This window comes from Trichocoleus sp. DQ-A1, from assembly GCF_039961955.1.
Taxonomy (GTDB): domain Bacteria; phylum Cyanobacteriota; class Cyanobacteriia; order Cyanobacteriales; family FACHB-T130; genus FACHB-T130.
Map to the genome: position 1 here is coordinate 156,761 of NZ_JAMPKE010000011.1, position 19,641 is coordinate 176,401.

Genomic DNA, 19,641 nt, shown 5'->3' on the forward strand with positions numbered 1-19,641 from the left:
GTTAACGGCTAATAGCGATCGCTCTAATTTACTTTTTCATCAATTAGCCGCTTCTCGAACTTGCTCGGCGTAATCTTTGGGACGGATTCGACGAAAAGTTTGAAGAGCGAATTGTCGCAAGCTGGTAGGCAAATAAGACAGCACAATCCCTAATTTTGCTTGCCGCGAACTTCCCAAAATTTGGCTAGATTCTTGCAGGAGTTGGCGTCCTTCTGAAGTTTCGCCATTTTCAATCAGCCTTAAACCCAGTGCCTTCCGGGTTCCGGCAAGTTTATTTAATCGGGCTTTTTCTAATTGTTCTTCCGGGAATTTGTAACTATTTAGACAGAAAGATTTTGCTTTCAAAAAGTGAATATTTTGTTTTAGGCTGGTTTGACCGCCATGCATTCGATATTCCATCAAAAATTCTGGTAGGAAGTATCCATTCTTGCCTGCGATCGCTAACCTCACCAGTAAATCAAAATCCTCACAACCATCTGCTTCCGGGCGCATATAATCAACTTCTTTCAAACACTCCATCCGAAAGAGCGTAGAACCAACCTGTAAGCTTTGTTTTTGGAAAGTTTCCGTAATTAAATCCGGAATCATTCCCTCGTTGAGTTTGTCCTTCCCCCACTTAGCAGAATTTTCTAAAGTAGCTGATTCATTTCTTTCCCCTCTGGCATCTATAATCCAGTGGTTTGTACAAACAAAATCTATGGTTGGATTAGCGTCTAAAACAGCTACCGTTTTTTCTAAAAATTCAGGCGTTAATGCATCATCATCGTCAAATTTAATAAAATAAGTTCCACCAGCGGCATCAAAACCAGAACGCATATTTCGGCTGCGCTTAATATTAACCGGATGCCGGATATAGCGAATTCTCGGATCGTTCCATTGACTCACTACTGCTGGGGTGTCATCAGTAGAACCATCGTCACAGATGATTAGTTCAAAATCTGTATAAGTTTGAGCCAGTACGCTATTTACTGCATAAGGCAACAAATTAGCTCGATTGTAGGTAGGGATGGAAATGCTAACTTTGGGCATAAGCTGAAGTTGTTACTGATTATTTTTACGCAGTAGAGACACGCTCTGGCAAGTCTAGTATGAGGCGAAAGTCTATAGTATCGATATTATCCCTCTCCGTAAAATCTAACCAAACGCTCAGTCTACGATGAAGATTTTAATGCTCTCTTCCACCTTTCCCTATCCGCCAACACGGGGGGGAACGCAAGTAAGGACGTTTAATTTACTCAAGTATCTCAAGTCTAGCCATGCAATTACTCTAATTACGCAGCGCAGTGGAGATGTTACGGACGAAGAAATAAAAGGACTACAAGAGTGGGTGGACGAGTTGGTGGTTTTTTCTCGTCCACGGGAAAATTCTCAAGGAGGCGTGCTGGGGAAACTGCGGCGCTTCAGTACGTTTTTGCAGGAGGGAACACCCCCCAGCGTGCTGTCTCTCTACTCGCCAGAGATTCAGAAATGGGTGGATGAAGCAGTCGCTGCTGGCAAGTTTGAGGCGATTACTTGCGAACATTGCGTGAATGAAATCTATGTGCGCCCTGAGTGGCGGCGCAAGGATGGGAAAACCCCGGCGCTGCGGACGTTGGTGAATATCCATAGTTCTGTCTACGGGACGTGTAAGAACCAGCTAGAAACGGGGACCTCTGAGAAGCCATTACGAGACAAGCTGAATTTGCCGCTGTTGCGCCGCTATGAGCAGCGCTACTGTTCTAAATTTTCGGCAATTGTGGTGACGACGGAGGAAGATAAGCAACAAATTCAGGAATTTAATCCCAACGCCCAAATTCAGGTGATTCCGAATGGGGTAGATTTTACTCAGTTTCCCATGCGTTCCGCCGATCCGGGGGGACACCGATTAATTTTTGTTGGGGCGATGGACAACACGCCGAATATAGATGCGGTGCGCTTTTTTAGTTTGGAGGTATTCCCGGAGGTTCAGAAGCGATATCCGGATGCGACGCTGGAATTGGTGGGCGCTCGTCCTGGAACGGAAGTTGTAGATTTAGGGAAGCGTCCTGGGATTACGGTTACGGGGCGCGTACCTTCAATGGCAGAGTATTTGCACAAGTCTTGCGTCTGCGTGGTGCCGATGCGGACAGGATTTGGGATCAAAAATAAAACGCTGGAGGCAATGGCAGCTGGAGTGCCCGTTGTGGGAAGCGATCGCGGTTTGGAAGGATTAGCAGTGGACGGGGAAAGCGTGCCGTTACGCGCGTTACGCGCTAATCGGGTGGAAGAGTATGTGAATGCGATCGCTAAGTTGTTTGAAGATGCGGATCTCAGAGAGCAGTTATCGAAAAATGCGCGATCGCTCATCGAAACAGAATACACCTGGGAAAGCGCCGGATCTCGTTACGAACAGGTACTGCTTTCACCTTAAACGCCTCGTTAACGGGGAAAGCAGGATTTCTCTCTCCCCTTACCGTCCTATATCCTCCGTTAGCGGGGAAGACAAGCCAGAAGAAAGGATTAAGTGTTTCCCCGTAAGCTGCTTTACGCCGCCTTAGCCCCAGGGTGTCCTCGCTTCGACAGAAGTTAAACTCTTGCGCTGGTACCACTCATCTCAACCTAGCAAGAAGCGGTCAGGAGGCGTCGTCCGCGTCTCTAAGCATCGTCAGGATTAAGCTTCATCATTTTCCAGGTGGTAAAAGTTCCAACTGGACTCCACAACACATAGGGAACTAGCAATAGAGACGCCCAACCGGAAATCGGCAAGACTGTTAGTGCCAGAATTAAACCTAAAACGGAACCAATTGCACCAATAATTGTGCCAACTTTGAGACTGCGTAACCTCAGCATCATAGGGTTGTAGGCGACAATTGCAATTTCTACTAAAAGATAGAACGCCATTAGTCCCCAATTTTTGGTGCGTTCCCAGACAATATAAGCCGACCAAGCACCGCAAATAAAAACGACTGTCCAGATGAGTGGAATTAATGGCTCAAACGTTAACCACCTCGGTCGTTGCAGGCGTTTGAACCACTTAACATCATTTGGCGTAATGATGTTACTCCCCATCGCTACTAAAAGAGTCACGCCCCCAATCACCATCCAAGATTTAATAACCATTCCCCTTCCCTTCGCTCCACCAGACCTGCTAGCCCTTTGTAGCGATTGTGTCAAGTGCAGGAGGAAGCTGTAATCACCCTCTAGTCTGAAACTAAGAAGCGATCGCGCTTAATTTATGTTCTGGGGAGTTGGAGAATGCGATCGCTCTTACTGGTGTTGTGGTTGGGGAATGGGATCGTGCATTTCCACTGAGAATAAAACTTCAAATTTTAATCTTGATGCCTTCAGCCCACTTTACAAGTTTTTCTCTATCCTTTGCCTCAAGATCAATATGAAGTCTAAAAATACTTTGAGAATTTTTCTTAGATATAACTTGGTTCTGTCTTCTTGTAACTAATGTTACAAATTCCCATTCCTGACTATCTTGTTCAAAATTCGCTAAAACTTCGTCCCCGACTTGCAAACCAGGATCGTAATCATACTCAGCAATCGTTACTGAGAAAAAGTCTGCCTCTACATTAAGATTTATCGGAGCTACAAGCGAAACTTTGCACTGAAACATATTTCCCTCTTTAATGTTAAAACTACTTTTTCTTAGCTTTATAGTGACCTCTAACGTAAGTTTCATCCTTACGTCTGTAGCCTTTATCTGTAGCCTTTAACGTAATCTTTATTCAACAGATTATCTATAGTATTCCATGTTACTTTAGTAGTACCCCAAGCAATCTTAGCACTCTGTTCTTCCTTTTTACGCTGTTCTTCACTTCTAGTCCATTCATCTATACGACGTTGTTCTTCTCGACGCTGATTTTCCTTTATACGCTGTTCTTGTTCTTCTTCTGTTTCTGGATAAATTTTACGGTATATAAAACAACCTACAAAAAACACACTGCAAATTATCCAATTCTTTGTAAATAAGCCAACAATTAAGAGTAATAGTAATAATATAGATGCAAATTTTCGTCCCAGATTTTTTACATTCATATAAAATTTTTCTAATTATTTTAATTCTCTATTTCTGTAAATTCAACTTTATAAATATAAGTGTAACTCTCAAGTGCAGTGGTGTCAGTAGTATTTTTTACTTAATTTCCTATCTTATTTTTCACCCAAGCTCGAAATGATTTCAGCAAGGCAATTTCTCCAATAGTTTTACTTTGTTCGATAAACTTGCTGATTTCAGTTACCGATATTAGGGGAAAGGCAATGCTTAATTTGCACTCAATATATTTCCCTTCTTTTAGCTGATAGAATTTTAAAACTCGTCCGTTATATCTCCAAAGTTCAGGGACACCCAGCGCTGAGTAAATATCAAACTTGTTAACAGAACTGCTGGTAATATCAATTTCAACTGCTAAATCTGGCGGCGGATCTGTTTCTAAATCGAGTTTTTGCTTACCTCGTACCGCTAGTTCGTTTTGGATATAGTAACAATTATCTGGTTCTATGCCTCGATTTGCTATTTGTCGTTTCAAAGTAGTAGAACCAGCGCTTTTAATTTCTATTTGTAATTCTTCAGCTAAGGCGAAGATTAAGCGGTCAAATTGTATTTTGGGGTTTTCATGTTCAAAAAGCGGGGTCATAAGTTCTAGAGTGCTTCCGTCATAAGCAAACCGCCAGCCTCTATCCTCACCTGTTTCTATCAGCAACGCTTCTAAAGTTTCCCAGCTAATGTTGGGTAGCACGGTTCTTTGTTCTGCTGGAATAGAGGTGGTAATCATACTTTGAATTACTCAATTTTCTAGCATTACACTTGAAGGGGCGGTTGAAACCGCAGCTACACAGAAAAAACCTGCTTACTCAGGTTTCAAAACTTTGAGTTTTGTAAGTCCGCACAGGCGGACTTAGTTTGTGTAGCCGCGAATTACATTCGCCAGGGCTTAAGTTGACTTAGCCGAAAATACTGCCAAAAAATTCGACAGCTTCTTTTAAAGATGCGATGAAAAGATCAATCTCTTCGCGGGTGTTGTAGAAATACAAACTTGCCCGTGCAGTAGATTGTACTTTTAGGTAACGGTGTAGAGGTTGAGTGCAGTGGTGTCCGGCGCGAATGGCGATGCCAGCTTGATCTAAAATAGTGGACAAGTCGTGAGGGTGGACATCTCCAGCGGTGAATGCAGCGAGTGCGGCTCTACCTTCTCCAGTGCTGGTGGGTTGTGGCCCATAAGTTTTGATTTCTGGGATTTGCTGCAACTGTTGGAAGAGATAAGCTGTTAATTCGGCTTCGTAGGTATGGATATTGTGCATACCAATGGCACTAAGATAATCTACCGCTGCACCAAGCGCGATCGCTTCTCCAATTGATGGCGTTCCGGCTTCAAACTTATGCGGCAAATCTGCATAAGTAGCATGGTCGAGAAATACATCAGCAATCATCTCGCCACCGCCTAAGAAGGGAGGCATGGAACGCAGTAGGTCTAGCTTACCGTAGAGGAAGCCAATCCCAGTCGGGGCGCACATTTTGTGACCGGAGGCGACTAGCCAATCGCAATCTACGGCTTGCACGTCTAACACCATGTGAGGTGCAGCTTGGCAAGCGTCAATTAACACTTTGGCACCGTATTTGTGAGCGATTTCGGTTATCGATTTAACCGGATTAATACATCCCAATGTGTTAGAGACGTAAACGGTGCTAACCAGTTTAGTTTTGTCTGAAATTAGAGATTTGAAGTGTTCTAAATCAAAAATTCCGTCTGGTGTTAGTTCTACAAATTTCAGGACCGCGCCTGTTTTTTGAGCCACGAACTGCCAGGGAATTAGATTGCTATGGTGTTCCATTACGGAGAGGATGATTTCATCCCCTCGCTGCAAATTGTTCATTCCCCAGCTATAGGCGACTAAGTTAATCGCTTCGCTGGCGTTGCGGCTGTAGATAATTTCTTGACGCGAAGCAGCATTTACAAAAGCAGCAACTTTATCCCTTGCGCCTTCATAAGCGTCTGTAGCTTTGGCGCTGAGGGTATGAACGCCCCGATGTACGTTGGAATTATACTGCTCGTAGTAATCCCGAATTGCATTTAGTACCGCCAGAGGTTTTTGGGATGTGGCAGCGTTGTCTAGATAAACTAGGGGTTTACCATTGACTTCTTGGTGCAGAATTGGAAAATCTGCACGGACTTTATCGGCTAGTGTTCTGTCTTTGGTAAGAGTCATTGGTAATTAGTAATGGGTAATTGATAATTGGTAACTGGTAACTGGTAATTGGTAACTGGTAAAAGTTATTTCTTCAAAATTCCATTACCCATTACCTCTTACCTATTCCACACTATTCGACTGTTCTACAAGCGACACATCGAGAGAGACTTGTTTGCAAAGAAGCGATGGGAATCTGGTTGATAATTTCTATAGCAAAAGCGTCAACTAACAAGTTGTTAGCACTCGCTTTGTCTAAACCGCGACTTTGCAAGTAAAAGACTTCATCATCATCCAACTGACTTACTGTTGCACCGTGAGTACATTTCACGTTATCGGCAATGATTTCCAGTTGGGGTTTAGTATCGACTCTTGCTTTGGGCGACAACAGCAAGTTCCGATTTAATTGTCCAGCATCCGTCAATTGTGCTGCTTTGGCAACAAAGACTTTACCGTTAAATACGGAATGCGCCTTATCAGCCACAATACACTTTTGTAATTGACGAGTTGTGCTGTGGGGATGGTTGAGAATAATCGCGCTGTGAGTATCGCCAATCTGTTCCCCAGAAATCATGGTTAAACCATTGAGGGTGGTTTCAGTTTGTTCGCCCAACTGATAAATTTCTAAGTTGTGGCGCGATATTTTGCCACCCAAACTCACTGCATTGCAAGTGTAGCGGCTGTTGCGGGATTGCGCGATCGCACTCTTGCCAATATGAAACGCTGCGCCACTATCTCGTTGAATCCGGTTGTGGCGAACTTCAGCATTGTCTTCTACCCAAATCTCTGTAACCGTATTGATTAAGTACGGATGAGTTTTATCCGCACACCAGTCGCCGACTGGCAGATAATCTTCTATCAGAGTTACTTGAGAGTTCGGTTCCGCGACGACCAAACAGCGTGGCTGAGAGAGGGTAGGGCGATCGCTAAAAGTAGACAGAAACAGCAAATGAATCGGTTTTTCTACTACCACATTCTTCGCTACCCACACTACAGCAGCATCAGTTAAGCCTGCCGTATTCAGGGCGGTGAATACCTCATCAAACCCCTTTTGCTGGGCGAAATAATTATCGATGCGGGTGCGATAAGTGATTGGCAGTTGGGCTAAATTTCCGGCAAATATCCCATCTGGCAAATTAGCAACAGATGACAGCGCGGGTGCATAAACACCGTTAACGAAAACTAGACGACTTTCGGCTGCTTCTGCTAAAGTTAACCCTTCAATTGCTGACTGGGGTACATCCGCAGATTTCGCAGCTTGGAAAGACAACTTCAAGAGAGGCGAGATGTCTGTGACACGCCACTCTTCATCGCGGGTAGTGGGAAACTTGAGATGAGGTAGCCAGGAAGCAGCGCGATCGCGTAATTCTTGCAACCAGCCAACCATCTCTGGATCGAGTACCTGTAATTCTTCACTGCGAGACAAGTTTAACAACTCAACTAGCTTGGCATCTCGATTAGCCGCAGCAGACTTTAACCCAACTTCTTCTGGATTGGGAATAGAAGTTACTTGAATTGTCATTTTGCACCCACCTCAGCTGCTTCTTCTTCCCTTACCCACTCATAACCGCGAGATTCCAATTCCAGCGCCAATTCTTTACCACCACTGGTAATAATTCGTCCGGCTTCCATGACGTGAACGAAATCTGGCACGATGTAATTCAGTAGTCGCTGATAGTGAGTAATCACTAGCATCGCATTTTCTGCATTTGCCAGCTGATTCACACCATCCGCCACAATCTTCAGCGCGTCAATATCTAGCCCTGAATCCGTTTCATCTAAAATGGCTAACTTTGGTTCTAGCAGTGCCATTTGCAGAATCTCGTTCCGCTTCTTCTCACCACCAGAAAAACCTTCATTCACGCTGCGGCTAAGGAAAGCAGGATTCATCTTTACCACATCCAGCTTTTCATGCACCAACTCATCAAAATCAAAAGCATCCAATTCCTCTAATCCCTCAGCCTTGCGACGGGAATTATAGGCAACTCTGAGGAAATCCACATTACTAACACCAGGAATTTCCAAAGGATATTGAAACGCCAAAAATATCCCAGCCCTAGCGCGTTCTTCTGCTTCCATTTCTAGAAGATTTTGACCTCGGAAAATTACCTCACCGCCCGTCACCTCATACGCCGGATGTCCAGCCAAAACCTTAGAAAAGGTGCTTTTTCCAGAACCATTTGGCCCCATAATGGCATGGATTTCTCCCGCCTTTACTTCTAGATTCAAACCCTTAAGAATCGGAGTTTCATCAACATTCGCCGTGAGATCCCGAACTGATAGGATCACCTCACTATTTTCAATAATCATGTTTCCTCTCTCTTCCTTTATGCCCTTAGCGTCTTCGCGGTTATTATTCTATGTCAGCCTAAAGCAGGCAATATCCGCCTTACCTTTTTGAGTAAATAAATTCAACCATAGATAAACACAGATAACACGGATAATTTATCGGCGTTTATCTGTGTTTATCTGTAGTTTCATTTATCCCACACTGCCTTCTAACTTCATGCTCAACAACCTATCAGCTTCAACAGCAAATTCCATCGGCAGCTGATTAAACACATCCTTACAGAAGCCGCTAATCATCATCGAAATAGCATCTTCTGCGGAAATGCCCCGCTGCGAGAAAAAGAACAGCTGTTCTTCCCCAATTTTTGAGGTAGAAGCTTCATGCTCCACTTTCCCGGTGTTATTCTGCACCTGGATATAAGGGAAAGTATTCGCTTGGGCATTATCGCCAATCAGCATCGAGTCGCACTGAGAATAATTTCTCGCACCCTTTGCTTTAGGGCCAATTTTCACCAAACCACGATAGCTATTTGCCGACTTACCCGCCGAAATTCCCTTGGAAATAATCGTGCTGCGAGTGTTTTTGCCGATATGCACCATCTTGGTTCCGGTGTCGGCTTGCTGCATATGATTCGTGAGCGCAACGGAGTAAAATTCACCCACGGAATTATCGCCAACTAACACGCAACTTGGGTACTTCCAGGTAATCGCGGAACCCGTTTCTACTTGCGTCCAAGAAATCTTAGAATTGACGCCCTGACACAGCCCGCGCTTGGTGACAAAGTTGTAAATACCGCCTTTGCCGTTTTCGTCTCCGGGGTACCAGTTTTGTACCGTGGAGTATTTAATTTCAGCGTTGTCCAGGGCAACGAGTTCCACCACAGCCGCGTGCAGCTGGTTGGTGTCAAACATCGGTGCTGTGCAGCCTTCCAGATATGACACAGAGCTGCCTTCTTCGGCAATAATTAGCGTGCGCTCGAACTGCCCCGTATCTCCGCTGTTGATGCGGAAGTAGGTGGAGAGTTCCATCGGGCATTTGGTGCCTTTGGGGATGTAGACGAAGGAACCATCGCTGAATACGGCTGAGTTGAGGGCGGCGAAGTAATTATCGGCTACTGGCACAACGCTGCCGAGGTACTTCTGCACCAGTTCTGGGTGTTCCCGCAAAGCTTCGGAGATGGAACAGAAGATCACGCCGTCTTTGGCTAACTTTTCTTTAAATGTTGTGGCAACTGAAACACTATCAAAGATGGCATCTACGGCAACGTTAGACAACCGCTTTTGCTCTGAAAGCGAAATCCCTAGCTTCTCGTAGGCTTCTAACAAAGTTGGATCGACTTCATCTAGGCTACCCAGCTTTTTGGGCTTTTGCTTCGGCGCGGAGTAGTAGATGATGTCCTGGTAGTCAATAGCCGGATACTTGACATGAGGCCAAGTTGGTTCGGTCATTTTCAACCATTGCCGATAGGCTTTGAGGCGAAACTCTAGCATGAACTCCGGTTCTTCTTTCTTGGCGGAGATCAGGCGAACAACGTCCTCACTGAGACCGCGAGGAATGCTATCTGTCTCAATGTCTGTGACAAAGCCGTACTTATAGGGCTGATTGACTAAGGTTTTGACGCTAGCAGTCATAGAAAAAAGTGTTCTCGCGTGTTTGTTTCGGACAAATCTCTCAGGATGGCAGGCTCAGGGCATGGGCGTCCAGAGTAGATCGCCCAGTCAAACTGCAATTACAATAGTAAAACAACAGGCTTGTTGCTTTACTTAATTCTATTTTAAAATACTTTAGCAACATAGATGTTGTCAAAGTCCAGTAGGAATTTTACCGCAAGACGATGGCGATTACTCAGCAGCCTTCCACCAAACAGGACATCTTGCAACATTTACTGAAAACAGGTCAAGCCACGGCTCAGGAGCTGGCTGACGCCTTTGAGGTAAGTCCGCAGGCGATTCGGCGTCATCTGAAGGATTTGGAGACAGAAGGGCTAATCGTCCATCAATCGGTGCCTGCGGCGATGGGACGCCCGCAGCACGTCTACGAGCTGAGTCAAGAAGGGCGCGATCGCTTCCCCAGTCGTTACGGAGAGTTTGCCGTTGATTTCCTAGACACCTTGACAGAAACGCTCGGTTATGAGCAAGCCAGTACCGTGTTGCGAAAGCACTGGGAACGCAAGGCGATGGAATATCGAGTGAGACTGGGTAAGGGAAATTTGCGCGATCGCGTTGCCAAATTAGTCGAACTCCGCAAAGCTGAAGGTTATATGGCAGAGTGGTATCCTCTGGAGGAAAACGATACTCAATTTATATTGGTAGAGCATAACTGTGCCATTTCCCACGTCGCCTCGTCTTTCCCCAGCGTTTGCGGACATGAATTAGAAATGTTTGCCGCTGCTCTGCAAGATTGTAAAGTAGAACGGACGCACTGGATTATTAACGGAGAACATCGCTGCGGCTATTTAATTAAGGAACAGTAACTAAAAATATTTATGACTCAACCACAGCAACCATCAGAACAATTTTTGACATACGAAGAAGCGGTGAAGGTAGATTCAGCACTGCTTCAAACTCATGAAAAATTTATAACAAGATTAACTATTTCATCCTTAAGGGTATTGAAACACATCGCGGAAGAGTACGGTGTTGTTATTGAAGATTTAACACCTGAGCAGATTATCACTTGGTTTGAAAAGGATTCAAAAATTAGGCGCGAACAGGGAAGCGATGCCGCATTTTTGAAGTGGTGAAACGCTAAAAGTAGCAGAGAATTTAACGTAATTATCTTTGCTGATTCAGATCGGGACTTTAGGAAATCGAAGAGATAATGCGCTTCTGGCTCATTTCACCTAAAATTAGCGTGGAAAATAGCGAGAGCAATTACCTTGAGTCTAAAGCTTTATTTCCTCCGTCACGGACAGACAGACCGCAGCCGAGATAATGTTTTCTGCGGTTCCATAGATCCAGATTTGACAGCAGATGGTCTAGAGATGGCAAAAGCTTTTGCTGCTGCTTATCATTCCCTACCCTGGAATGCTATTTTTTGTAGTCCGATGCGGCGTACCGTAGCAACTGCAAAACCGCTGTGTGAAGCTGTGGGGATGCAGATGGAATTGCGGGATGGTTTGAAAGAGATTAACTATGGCAAGTGGGAAGGAAAAACGATAGAAACAGTTGACCGCGAGTATCACGATGATTATATTCGCTGGACAGCCGATCCGGCTTGGTATCCGCCGACTGAAGGAGAATTAGCGGTAGCGATCGCTCATCGTTCGTTACAAGTGATTGAAGAAATCAAGCAGCGGTTTAGCAACGGCAATGTTTTGATTGTTGCACACAAAGCTACTATCCGGATTATGCTATGTAGCTTGCTGGGAATTGATGTGGGACGCTTTCGCTTTCGCCTGGGATGTCCGGTGGGTTCGGTCAGTATAGTAGAGTTTGGCGCTCATGGGCCATTACTTCATGCTTTAAGCGATCGCCTCCATTTGGATGAGCGGTTGCGTACCTTACCCGGTACATGATTTGTTTGTAAATTATCTAGTAATGTTCGTAATCGCGGCTATACAAACAAAGTCTTTTTATGCGTTTACGCACACGCTAAGCTAACGTAGACTTTAGCATCAAAACCTGCGTAGGCAAGTTTCGTCTGTGTAGCCGCGATTTCTCTTCGTCAAGGCATATTAATGTAAGATATTTTATCGATGATTCCTACTCTTTCTATAGTTCCCATTCAGCAACTTGCTTCAGGCGAGCGCCTCTCAATTCAAGTTTATAAATTTATCGGTGCTAACCCTGGGAAAAAAGCATATTTACAAGCCAACTTGCACGGGGCGGAAATTGTTGGCAATGCGGTCATTCACCAGCTAATCGAGTTTTTAATTACTCTCAATGATACCCAACTCAATGGTGAAATTTGGCTAGTTCCTGTCTGTAATCCCATCAGTACCAATCAGCGCACTCATTATTTTTCTACAGGTCGATACAATATATTTGATGGGAAAGACTGGAACCGCATCTTTTGGGACTATGAAAAGGAATGTGAAGATTTAGAAGAATTTGCAAAATCTCACATCAATTTTGAAACAGATGCTATAGAAATTGAATACTACAAAAGAATTAAAAATAGTTTCGATAAACTCTTAGAAAAAATCAAGTCTCCAAGCGGAGCGCCTTTTAACGAACGATATCGCTATCAGCTACAATCTTTATCTTTGGATGCTGATTATGTAATCGATATTCATAGCTCGTCTAATCAAGCGGTAGATTACTTATATGGCTTCCACCGTAGAGAAGAAAGTGCTAAATATTTTTTACTTGACCATGAAATTTTACTAAATGAATATGATGGAGATGCTTTTGATGAAGCTTTCCTAAAGCCTTGGTTAGCGTTGGAAAATCAGCTAGAAACTTTAGGGAAATCGATAGTCTTTGATAAAGAATCTTGGACGCTAGAACTGGGTTCGGGAATGCAAATGAATCCAGAATCAGTGGGGAAAGGAGTCCAAGGCATCAAGAATTACCTAGCCCAGAAAGGCATTTTATCGATTCCTGAATTTCCTTTGCCGCAAACAGCATTCCATAAAGTAACTTTTATTTCAAAAAGCAATCTAAAAAAATATTATGCGCCTAGCGGAGGGATGATCCAATCAAGAGTCAAACTAGGTGCTTCAATCGAGGCGGGGGAAAGACTTTATCAAATTATTAGCTTTAATAAAGAAGAATTACCAAAATTAATTGATGTTTGTGCGGAGACCGCTGGTTTAGTCTTTGATATTTCAACCAATCACGCAGTTAACGAAGGAGAGTATGTATTATCAGTGATGTAGGGGTTTTTAAAAACGCAAACATCATGGAAGATGGGACGACGACAAACGCAGCAATTAATAAAGGCGAGGGAAATATCCTAGACGAGTCAGCATTTTTTAGCATTCCGAAAGCACCGGAAGGATATAAGTCGGGCTTTATTGGGATTATCGGACGCCCCAACGTGGGTAAGTCTACATTGATGAACTATATGGTAGGGCAAAAAATTGCCATCACTTCGCCAGTGGCGCAGACGACGCGCAACCGACTGCGGGGTATCCTGACGACGCCAGAAGCACAGATGATCTTTGTCGATACTCCAGGAATTCACAAACCGCACCACCAGTTAGGGGAAGTGTTGGTGAAAAATGCCCAGATTGCCATTGAATCGGTGGATTTGGTGCTGTTTGTGGTGGATGGAGCCGTAGATTCTGGAGGAGGAGATCGCTATATTGTCGATATTCTTAGCCGCACCAAAACGCCTGTGATGTTGGGGATGAACAAAATCGACCTGCGAACCTCAGATTCCCCACAGATCGATGAGAGTTATACGCAGCTAGCTGAACCTTACAACTGGCCGATTGTGAAGTTCTCTGCCGTCACCGGAGAGGGAGTTGAGGCGTTGCAGCAATTACTCAGCGATCGCCTAGAACCAGGGCCATACTATTATCCTCCTGATTATGTTACCGACCAGCCGGAACGCTTCATCATGGGGGAACTGATTCGAGAACAAATTTTGCTGCTAACCCGCGAAGAAGTTCCCCACTCAGTCGCCGTTACGATTGACATGGTGGAGGAAGAACCAACGATTACTCGCCTTCTGGCGACTATCTACGTTGAACGCGACTCCCAAAAGGGGATTGTGATTGGCAAAGGCGGAACGATGCTCAAAGCGATTGGTAGCGCTGCCCGCGAACAAATCCAAAAGTTAATTGCGGGGAAAGTTTATCTGGAGTTATTTGTGAAAGTGCAGCCGAAATGGCGGCAGTCTCGACTACATTTAGCAGATTTGGGGTACAGGGTGGAACAGGAATAAACCGCGAAGACGCAAAAAGTGCGAAGGAAGAAAAAGAACGGTTTTTGTCTTCTCTTTCTTCCTTCGTGTCCTAAGCGCTAACGCGCAGGCTACGCCAACGCGTCGGAAGAAAAAGAACGGTTTTTGTCTTCTCTTTCTTCCTTCGTGTCCTAAGCGCTAACGCGCAGGCTACGCCAACGCGTCTTTGCGGTTAATATTCTTCGTGGTTAAGATTAAATCCCCAAACGCTGATAAATCTCCTCTAAATGCTGCAAATGATGCTGCGGAGCGAAACACGCCTCAACTTCTTCTGAAGAAAGATGCTGCGTCACCCGGCTATCTTTGGCAATCAAATCGTGGAAATTGCCATCGGTTTTATTCCACGCTTGATGAGCGCAAGACTGCACCGTTGCATAGGCATCCTCGCGGCTCATTCCTTTTTCTACCAGCGTCAGCATGACTCGCTGGCTGAAGACAACGCCGCCGTAACAATTCATATTCCGTTCCATGTTTTCGGGATAAACCAGCAGGTTTTTCACCAAATCGGTCATTTCCGCTAACATAAAGTGCGTTATGGTGCAAGAATCGGGTAGGATCATCCGCTCTACAGAACTGTGAGAGATGTCCCGTTCGTGCCAAAGGGCGACATTTTCTAAGGCGGCGACGGCGTGACCCCGCACCACCCGCGCCATCCCTGTCAATCGCTCCGAACGAATCGGATTGCGCTTGTGCGGCATCGCAGAGGAGCCTTTTTGTCCTTTAGAGAAGAATTCTTCGACTTCCAGAACATCTGTGCGTTGAAGGTTGCGAATTTCAACAGCAAACCGCTCAATTGAGGCAGCCAGTAGAGCCAAAGTTTGTACAAAATCGGCATGGCGATCGCGCGAAATTACTTGCGTCGATGCTGTATCCGGTTCAAGTCCCAGTTTTTGGCAAGCGATCGCTTCAACTCGCGGCTCAATATTGGCGTAGGTTCCTACTGCACCGGAAATCTTGCCAACGGCAATTTCTTTGCGAAGACGCTGAAGGCGATCGCGGTTTCTCAATACTTCTGCCAACCATCCCGCCAGCTTAAAGCCAAACGTAATCGGTTCCGCGTGAATGCCGTGCGATCGCCCAATCATCACCGTACTTTTATGCTGCTGCGCCTGCTGGCGAATTGCTGCAATCAAATCTTCCACACCTGCCAGCAACACATCCAAGCTGGCTACCAGTTGCAGTGCTAAAGCTGTATCCAGCACATCCGAACTGGTTAATCCCAGGTGAATATAGCGCCCCGCGTCGCCTACATATTCATTGACGTTTGTCAAGAACGCGATCATATCGTGGCGGACTTCAGCCTCAATTTCTAGCACCCGCTTCGGGTCAAAATTAGCCTTCGCCTTAATTTCCTCTACCGCCTGGGTTGGAATATAACCCAGTTCAGCTTGGGCTTCACAGACTGCAATTTCAACCTGGAGCCACGTCTTCAGTTTATAGGTGTCAGTCCACAGGTTGCCCATCTCAGGCAACGTATAACGCTCGATCACAGCAAGTGTCGCAGAATACAACCGTTTTATTGTACAACTGACGGTCAGATATGCCGCGACTCAAAAAATGCTTCTTGTCGAAAAATCCCTAATTTGATTTATTAAGGAGTTAAGGATGACTTGTAATTTTCTCAATTTGAATTCTTTATCTGTCTTTTTAGTCACCTCGGTAACAGTAACAGCAATTATCAGTACTGCACCTTTAGTAGCGATCGCCGATCCATCAGAAAATTACCAGACTCAGGGTAGCAATTCTAACAAGGCGATTTCGCACTACGCACGAGGGATTGCTCTTTATGACAAAGGAGATAAGCAAGAAGCCATTGAGGAGTTTAACCAGGCACTTCAGCTTAATCCTAATTATGTTGCAGCTTACTTATATCGAGGTAAGTCCCGCCAGGATTTAAAAGATTATCAGCAAGCAATTGAGGATTACAACCAAGTAATTCAGCGCAACCCTAATTATGTTTTAGCTTACTTAGAGCGAGGTACTTCCCGTACATTTCTGAGAGACTATCAGGGAGCAGCAGAAGACTATAGTCAGGCAATCCGCCTTTCCCCAATGAATTTCTTTGCCTACGATTATCGAGGATTGGCTCAGCAACGGGTTGGAAATTATCAAGAATCAATCAAAGACTTCGATCGAGCTATCGAAATTAATCCTGATTATGCCTACGGTTATTACGACCGAGGAATTTCTCACCGCAGTTTAGGAGACAAGAAAAAGGCATTTGAGGATTTTCAAAAAGCTGCTAACTTGTTTCAGAGGCAAGGAAATAAAGAACAGTATCAAAACCTGCTGGAAGAAATTAAGAAACTAAGATTGTAATGCATATTTTGTGCCTTTTTCAGGGCAAAAACTCATCTTAATTACTGCATTCTATCGAATATGCAATACTAAATTGCTTCGGCAACATAACGGGTCTTGAGGTCTTCATCTCCGTTGAAATGGCAAAATTAAGGTTAATTCAAAAAAATGCGATTGCTAACCTCCCTTTACCACTACTTCTTTATCTATAAATCTGTTCGTTCGTGCTGGTAATCGTCGCGCACAAATCACTTCATTGTTAACAGAAACAATCTCTAGCCCCCTTCTGGCTTGCGACAGATGATGGCATGAGGACACTCCTGTTCGATGATGACTTGGATGATGTTCCAATCTCCACCTGCAAGCCCGCAGGACATACCAGAAGGAATATAAACCGGAAGAGCATTCTCGGTTGACCAAGCATTAACTTGCTTCAGTCCCGTCCGCACCGCTTCATAGTCAGTGTAGATAATACCTTGAGCAGGCTTAGCACGACCATAGTTCCACTGTCCTGCCAAGTTGCAAACGTATAAGGGTGCATCTGTAACCTTGACAAATTGCACCATTCCCAACTGCCATTGACCCTTATACTTGTGATAGTCTTCGTAGACAATAGGCCAGCGATCGCGAATTTGTAGAGCCAAACCTGCTCCCATGCGTCCCTGACAATTCACCTGATGACAGATAACGCCACGCTCTACTTCAAGAATGTCCTGGCTTATTGTTTCCATATCACTGCATTCTATCTATCGTGCGGTACTGAATGGCTTCGGCAACGTGGTGGGTTTTGAGGTTTTCATCACTAGCTAAATCGGCAATAGTACGCGCTACTTTTAAAATGCGATCGCTGGCTCTTGCTGATAACCCTAATTTGCGAATGGCTGCTTCTAATAAGTTGCGAGAAGCATCATCCAGTTGACAGCATTGCCGCAAATGACCACTTTGCATCTGAGCATTGCAACGCACTGATGAATCGCCTTTAAATCGAGTATGAGCGCGATCGCGTGCTGTTTCTACTCGTTCCCTTACAGGTGCCGACTCTTCCCCAGTCGGTTGTTGCGTAATTTCCTCTGGCTTGAGGCGATTCACTGCAACTTGCAAATCGATCCGATCCATCAAAGGGCCAGAAAGCTTTGCCCAATATTGTTCTCGTTGTCGGGGGGAACAGGTGCAAGCTTGAATGGTATCGCCATAGTAACCGCACGGACAGGGATTGGTACTAGCAACTAAAGTAAACTGAGCCGGAAACATGACCGATTGGCGAGTGCGAGAGATGGTAACAAAGCCATCTTCAAGCGGCTGACGCAAGAATTCCAGTACATCTCGCTTAAATTCTGTAAGTTCGTCCAGAAATAAAACGCCCCGATGCGCTAAAGATATTTCTCCCGGACGCGGAAAACTCCCGCCACCAACCAGGGAGGGGCCAGAAGCGGAGTGGTGAGGACTGCGGTAAGGGCGATCGCTTACTAGCGATCCTCTATTCTTAAGTAAGCCTGCAACTGAGTGGATTTGAGTCACTTCGAGAGCTTCGTCAAAGCTTAACGGCGGTAATATCCCCGGTAAGCGCCGCGCTAGCATCGTCTTCCCACTTCCCGGTGGTCCGACAAATACTAAGTTATGTCCACCAGCCGCCGCAATTTCTAGGGCACGACGGGCAAAGCTCTGTCCTTTTACATCCTTTAAGTCTGCACTGCTGAAGTGGGTTTTAGCTAACTCCTCTCTACCATCCACCTGCACTGGCGAATAACGCTCTGGCTCATTTAGGAAATCAGCCACTTGAGACAGATTTTTGAAACCGTAGACTGCTAGACCTTTGACAACAGCTGCTTCCCGCGCATTATTAGCTGGAACGACTAAACCTGCGATTCCCATCCGTTGGGCAGCGGCGGCAATTGGCAGCACACCAGCAACCGGACGCAGACTCCCATCTAGGGAAACTTCCCCTAAGAATAAATAATCTCCTAACAACTGGGCACTCACCTGTTCAGATGCCGCCATGATGCCCACACTGATAGGCAAATCAAAGCTGGGGCCTTCCTTTCGTAAATCCGCCGGTGTCAGATTTATCACAATTTTTTTCATCGGAAAGGCATAACCAGCGTTCTTCAGTGCCGCCTTCACCCTCTCCTTCGACTCCTGAACTGCGGTGTCGGGCAATCCCACCAGCACAATTCCTGGCAATCCTCCCGATACATCGACTTCAACCCCCACCTTCACCGCATCGATACCGACGATAGATGCACTCCAAACCCTAGCCAACATGGCAATCTCGCCCCACTTTTGTTTGATAATGCTGTTGATGTTCGCCCTAATCCAAACCCGGTTTCTGAATGAAAACGGGTTTGTAACAAGTTTTATGAGAAGCCAACCAACAGAATCTTTTATTAGAGTTCCCGCGATCGCGCTTAGCTTTATCGTCCGGGCTTAAAATGGCTGCAAGCACAGCTAATCACCGAAATAACCAAGCAACATGAGTGAAACGACAGAAACCATCTTCAGCAAGATAATCCGCCGCGAAATCCCCGCAGACATTTTGTATGAGGATGACCTGGCACTTGCCTTTAAAGATATTCAACCCCAAGCCCCCGTTCACATTCTCGTGATTCCCAAGCAGCCGATTCGCCAGCTTGCTGATGCCGATTCTCAGGATCGGGACCTAATGGGTCACTTGTTGCTGATTGTTAAGAATGTTGCAGAAAAAGCCGGACTCGACAACGGCTACCGCGTTGTCATTAACACCGGCTCGGATGGGGGGCAAACCGTACCCCATCTACATTTGCACATTCTGGGCGGACGCCAGATGAAATGGCCTCCAGGCTGAATCAGGAAGCCGAAAAAATTTTTGTTGAAAAAGCTTTACAAAACTCAATAGATGAGTTAATCTTGAAAACAAGGTAGAGAAATTACTACCTCGAACCTAGAAAATTCAAAGCACTCATAAAAACATGACCACAACCTTACAAAGACGCGAAAGCGCCAACGTATGGCAACGGTTTTGCGATTGGGTCACATCAACCGACAACCGCCTGTATGTAGGCTGGTTCGGCGTT

20 protein-coding genes are annotated in these 19,641 nt (G+C 45.3%); 8 read left to right on the forward strand and 12 right to left on the reverse strand.

The window, feature by feature from the left end; translation table 11 throughout:
* Positions 1-39: 39 nt before the first annotated feature.
* Positions 40-1,029 carry a glycosyltransferase gene (locus NDI33_RS13550; protein ID WP_190412095.1) on the reverse strand — a complete coding sequence of 330 codons (990 nt, stop codon included), beginning with the start codon at positions 1,027-1,029 and terminating at the stop codon, positions 40-42.
* Between the two features lie 127 nt (positions 1,030-1,156).
* Between NDI33_RS13550 and NDI33_RS13555 the strand changes: the two genes are divergently transcribed.
* Positions 1,157-2,389, forward strand: a complete 1,233-nt coding sequence (locus tag NDI33_RS13555; protein ID WP_190676006.1) for a glycosyltransferase family 4 protein — start codon at positions 1,157-1,159, stop codon at positions 2,387-2,389.
* 224 nt (positions 2,390-2,613) lie between these two features.
* Here the strand turns inward: NDI33_RS13555 and NDI33_RS13560 are convergent, their stop codons facing one another.
* From NDI33_RS13560 to sufB, 8 genes are all read right to left on the reverse strand, one after another.
* Positions 2,614-3,078 (reverse strand): TspO/MBR family protein, encoded by a 465-nt coding sequence (locus NDI33_RS13560; protein ID WP_190676008.1) that lies wholly within the window; start codon positions 3,076-3,078, stop codon positions 2,614-2,616.
* Between the two features lie 202 nt (positions 3,079-3,280).
* Entirely contained in the window at positions 3,281-3,646 is a 366-nt protein-coding gene (locus NDI33_RS13565) for a hypothetical protein (RefSeq protein ID WP_190676009.1), read from the reverse strand.
* A 17-nt stretch (positions 3,647-3,663) separates the two neighbouring features.
* Positions 3,664-4,002 (reverse strand): hypothetical protein, encoded by a 339-nt coding sequence (locus NDI33_RS13570; RefSeq protein WP_190676012.1) that lies wholly within the window; start codon positions 4,000-4,002, stop codon positions 3,664-3,666.
* Between the two features lie 101 nt (positions 4,003-4,103).
* On the reverse strand, positions 4,104-4,739 hold the full coding sequence (locus NDI33_RS13575) for a Uma2 family endonuclease (protein WP_190676014.1): 636 nt from the start codon (positions 4,737-4,739) through the stop codon (positions 4,104-4,106).
* A gap of 169 nt (positions 4,740-4,908) precedes the next feature.
* Complete coding sequence (locus NDI33_RS13580) at positions 4,909-6,171, reverse strand: SufS family cysteine desulfurase (RefSeq protein WP_190676015.1); 1,263 nt, start codon at positions 6,169-6,171, stop codon at positions 4,909-4,911.
* A gap of 112 nt (positions 6,172-6,283) precedes the next feature.
* Positions 6,284-7,672, reverse strand: coding sequence for a Fe-S cluster assembly protein SufD (gene sufD / locus NDI33_RS13585; protein WP_190676017.1), 1,389 nt, complete (start codon positions 7,670-7,672; stop codon positions 6,284-6,286).
* A complete protein-coding gene (gene sufC / locus NDI33_RS13590) occupies positions 7,669-8,460 on the reverse strand; it encodes a Fe-S cluster assembly ATPase SufC (RefSeq protein WP_190412100.1) in 792 nt (263 codons plus the stop codon). Before sufC ends, sufD begins: the two co-directional genes overlap by 4 nt.
* Before the next feature lie 171 nt (positions 8,461-8,631).
* A complete protein-coding gene (gene sufB / locus NDI33_RS13595) occupies positions 8,632-10,071 on the reverse strand; it encodes a Fe-S cluster assembly protein SufB (RefSeq protein ID WP_190412101.1) in 1,440 nt (479 codons plus the stop codon).
* A 203-nt stretch (positions 10,072-10,274) separates the two neighbouring features.
* Between sufB and sufR the strand changes: the two genes are divergently transcribed.
* From sufR to era, 5 genes are all read left to right on the forward strand, one after another.
* Complete coding sequence (gene sufR, locus NDI33_RS13600) at positions 10,275-10,913, forward strand: iron-sulfur cluster biosynthesis transcriptional regulator SufR (RefSeq protein ID WP_190440636.1); 639 nt, start codon at positions 10,275-10,277, stop codon at positions 10,911-10,913.
* Between the two features lie 12 nt (positions 10,914-10,925).
* On the forward strand, positions 10,926-11,183 hold the full coding sequence (locus tag NDI33_RS13605) for a hypothetical protein (protein WP_190412103.1): 258 nt from the start codon (positions 10,926-10,928) through the stop codon (positions 11,181-11,183).
* 135 nt (positions 11,184-11,318) lie between these two features.
* Positions 11,319-11,957: a histidine phosphatase family protein gene (locus NDI33_RS13610; RefSeq protein WP_190676019.1), complete on the forward strand. Its 639-nt coding sequence runs from the start codon at positions 11,319-11,321 to the stop codon at positions 11,955-11,957.
* A gap of 180 nt (positions 11,958-12,137) precedes the next feature.
* On the forward strand, positions 12,138-13,262 hold the full coding sequence (locus NDI33_RS13615; protein WP_190676021.1) for a succinylglutamate desuccinylase/aspartoacylase family protein: 1,125 nt from the start codon (positions 12,138-12,140) through the stop codon (positions 13,260-13,262).
* Positions 13,263-13,285: 23 nt separating this feature from the next.
* Positions 13,286-14,275, forward strand: coding sequence for a GTPase Era (gene era / locus NDI33_RS13620; RefSeq protein ID WP_190676023.1), 990 nt, complete (start codon positions 13,286-13,288; stop codon positions 14,273-14,275).
* 212 nt (positions 14,276-14,487) lie between these two features.
* Here era and purB read toward each other — a convergent pair whose 3' ends face one another.
* Entirely contained in the window at positions 14,488-15,783 is a 1,296-nt protein-coding gene (gene purB, locus NDI33_RS13625) for an adenylosuccinate lyase (protein ID WP_190667794.1), read from the reverse strand.
* A 115-nt stretch (positions 15,784-15,898) separates the two neighbouring features.
* On the opposite strand from purB, the gene NDI33_RS13630 reads away from it, so the two are divergent.
* Complete coding sequence (locus NDI33_RS13630; protein ID WP_190676025.1) at positions 15,899-16,612, forward strand: tetratricopeptide repeat protein; 714 nt, start codon at positions 15,899-15,901, stop codon at positions 16,610-16,612.
* 254 nt (positions 16,613-16,866) lie between these two features.
* Here NDI33_RS13630 and NDI33_RS13635 read toward each other — a convergent pair whose 3' ends face one another.
* Together NDI33_RS13635 and NDI33_RS13640 are read right to left on the reverse strand one after the other, a co-directional pair.
* Positions 16,867-17,322, reverse strand: a complete 456-nt coding sequence (locus tag NDI33_RS13635) for a hypothetical protein (protein ID WP_190676027.1) — start codon at positions 17,320-17,322, stop codon at positions 16,867-16,869.
* Position 17,323: 1 nt separating this feature from the next.
* A complete protein-coding gene (locus NDI33_RS13640; RefSeq protein ID WP_190676029.1) occupies positions 17,324-18,853 on the reverse strand; it encodes a YifB family Mg chelatase-like AAA ATPase in 1,530 nt (509 codons plus the stop codon).
* Between the two features lie 208 nt (positions 18,854-19,061).
* On the opposite strand from NDI33_RS13640, the gene NDI33_RS13645 reads away from it, so the two are divergent.
* Positions 19,062-19,412 carry a histidine triad nucleotide-binding protein gene (locus NDI33_RS13645; RefSeq protein WP_190676031.1) on the forward strand — a complete coding sequence of 117 codons (351 nt, stop codon included), beginning with the start codon at positions 19,062-19,064 and terminating at the stop codon, positions 19,410-19,412.
* Positions 19,413-19,641: the final 229 nt, after the last annotated feature.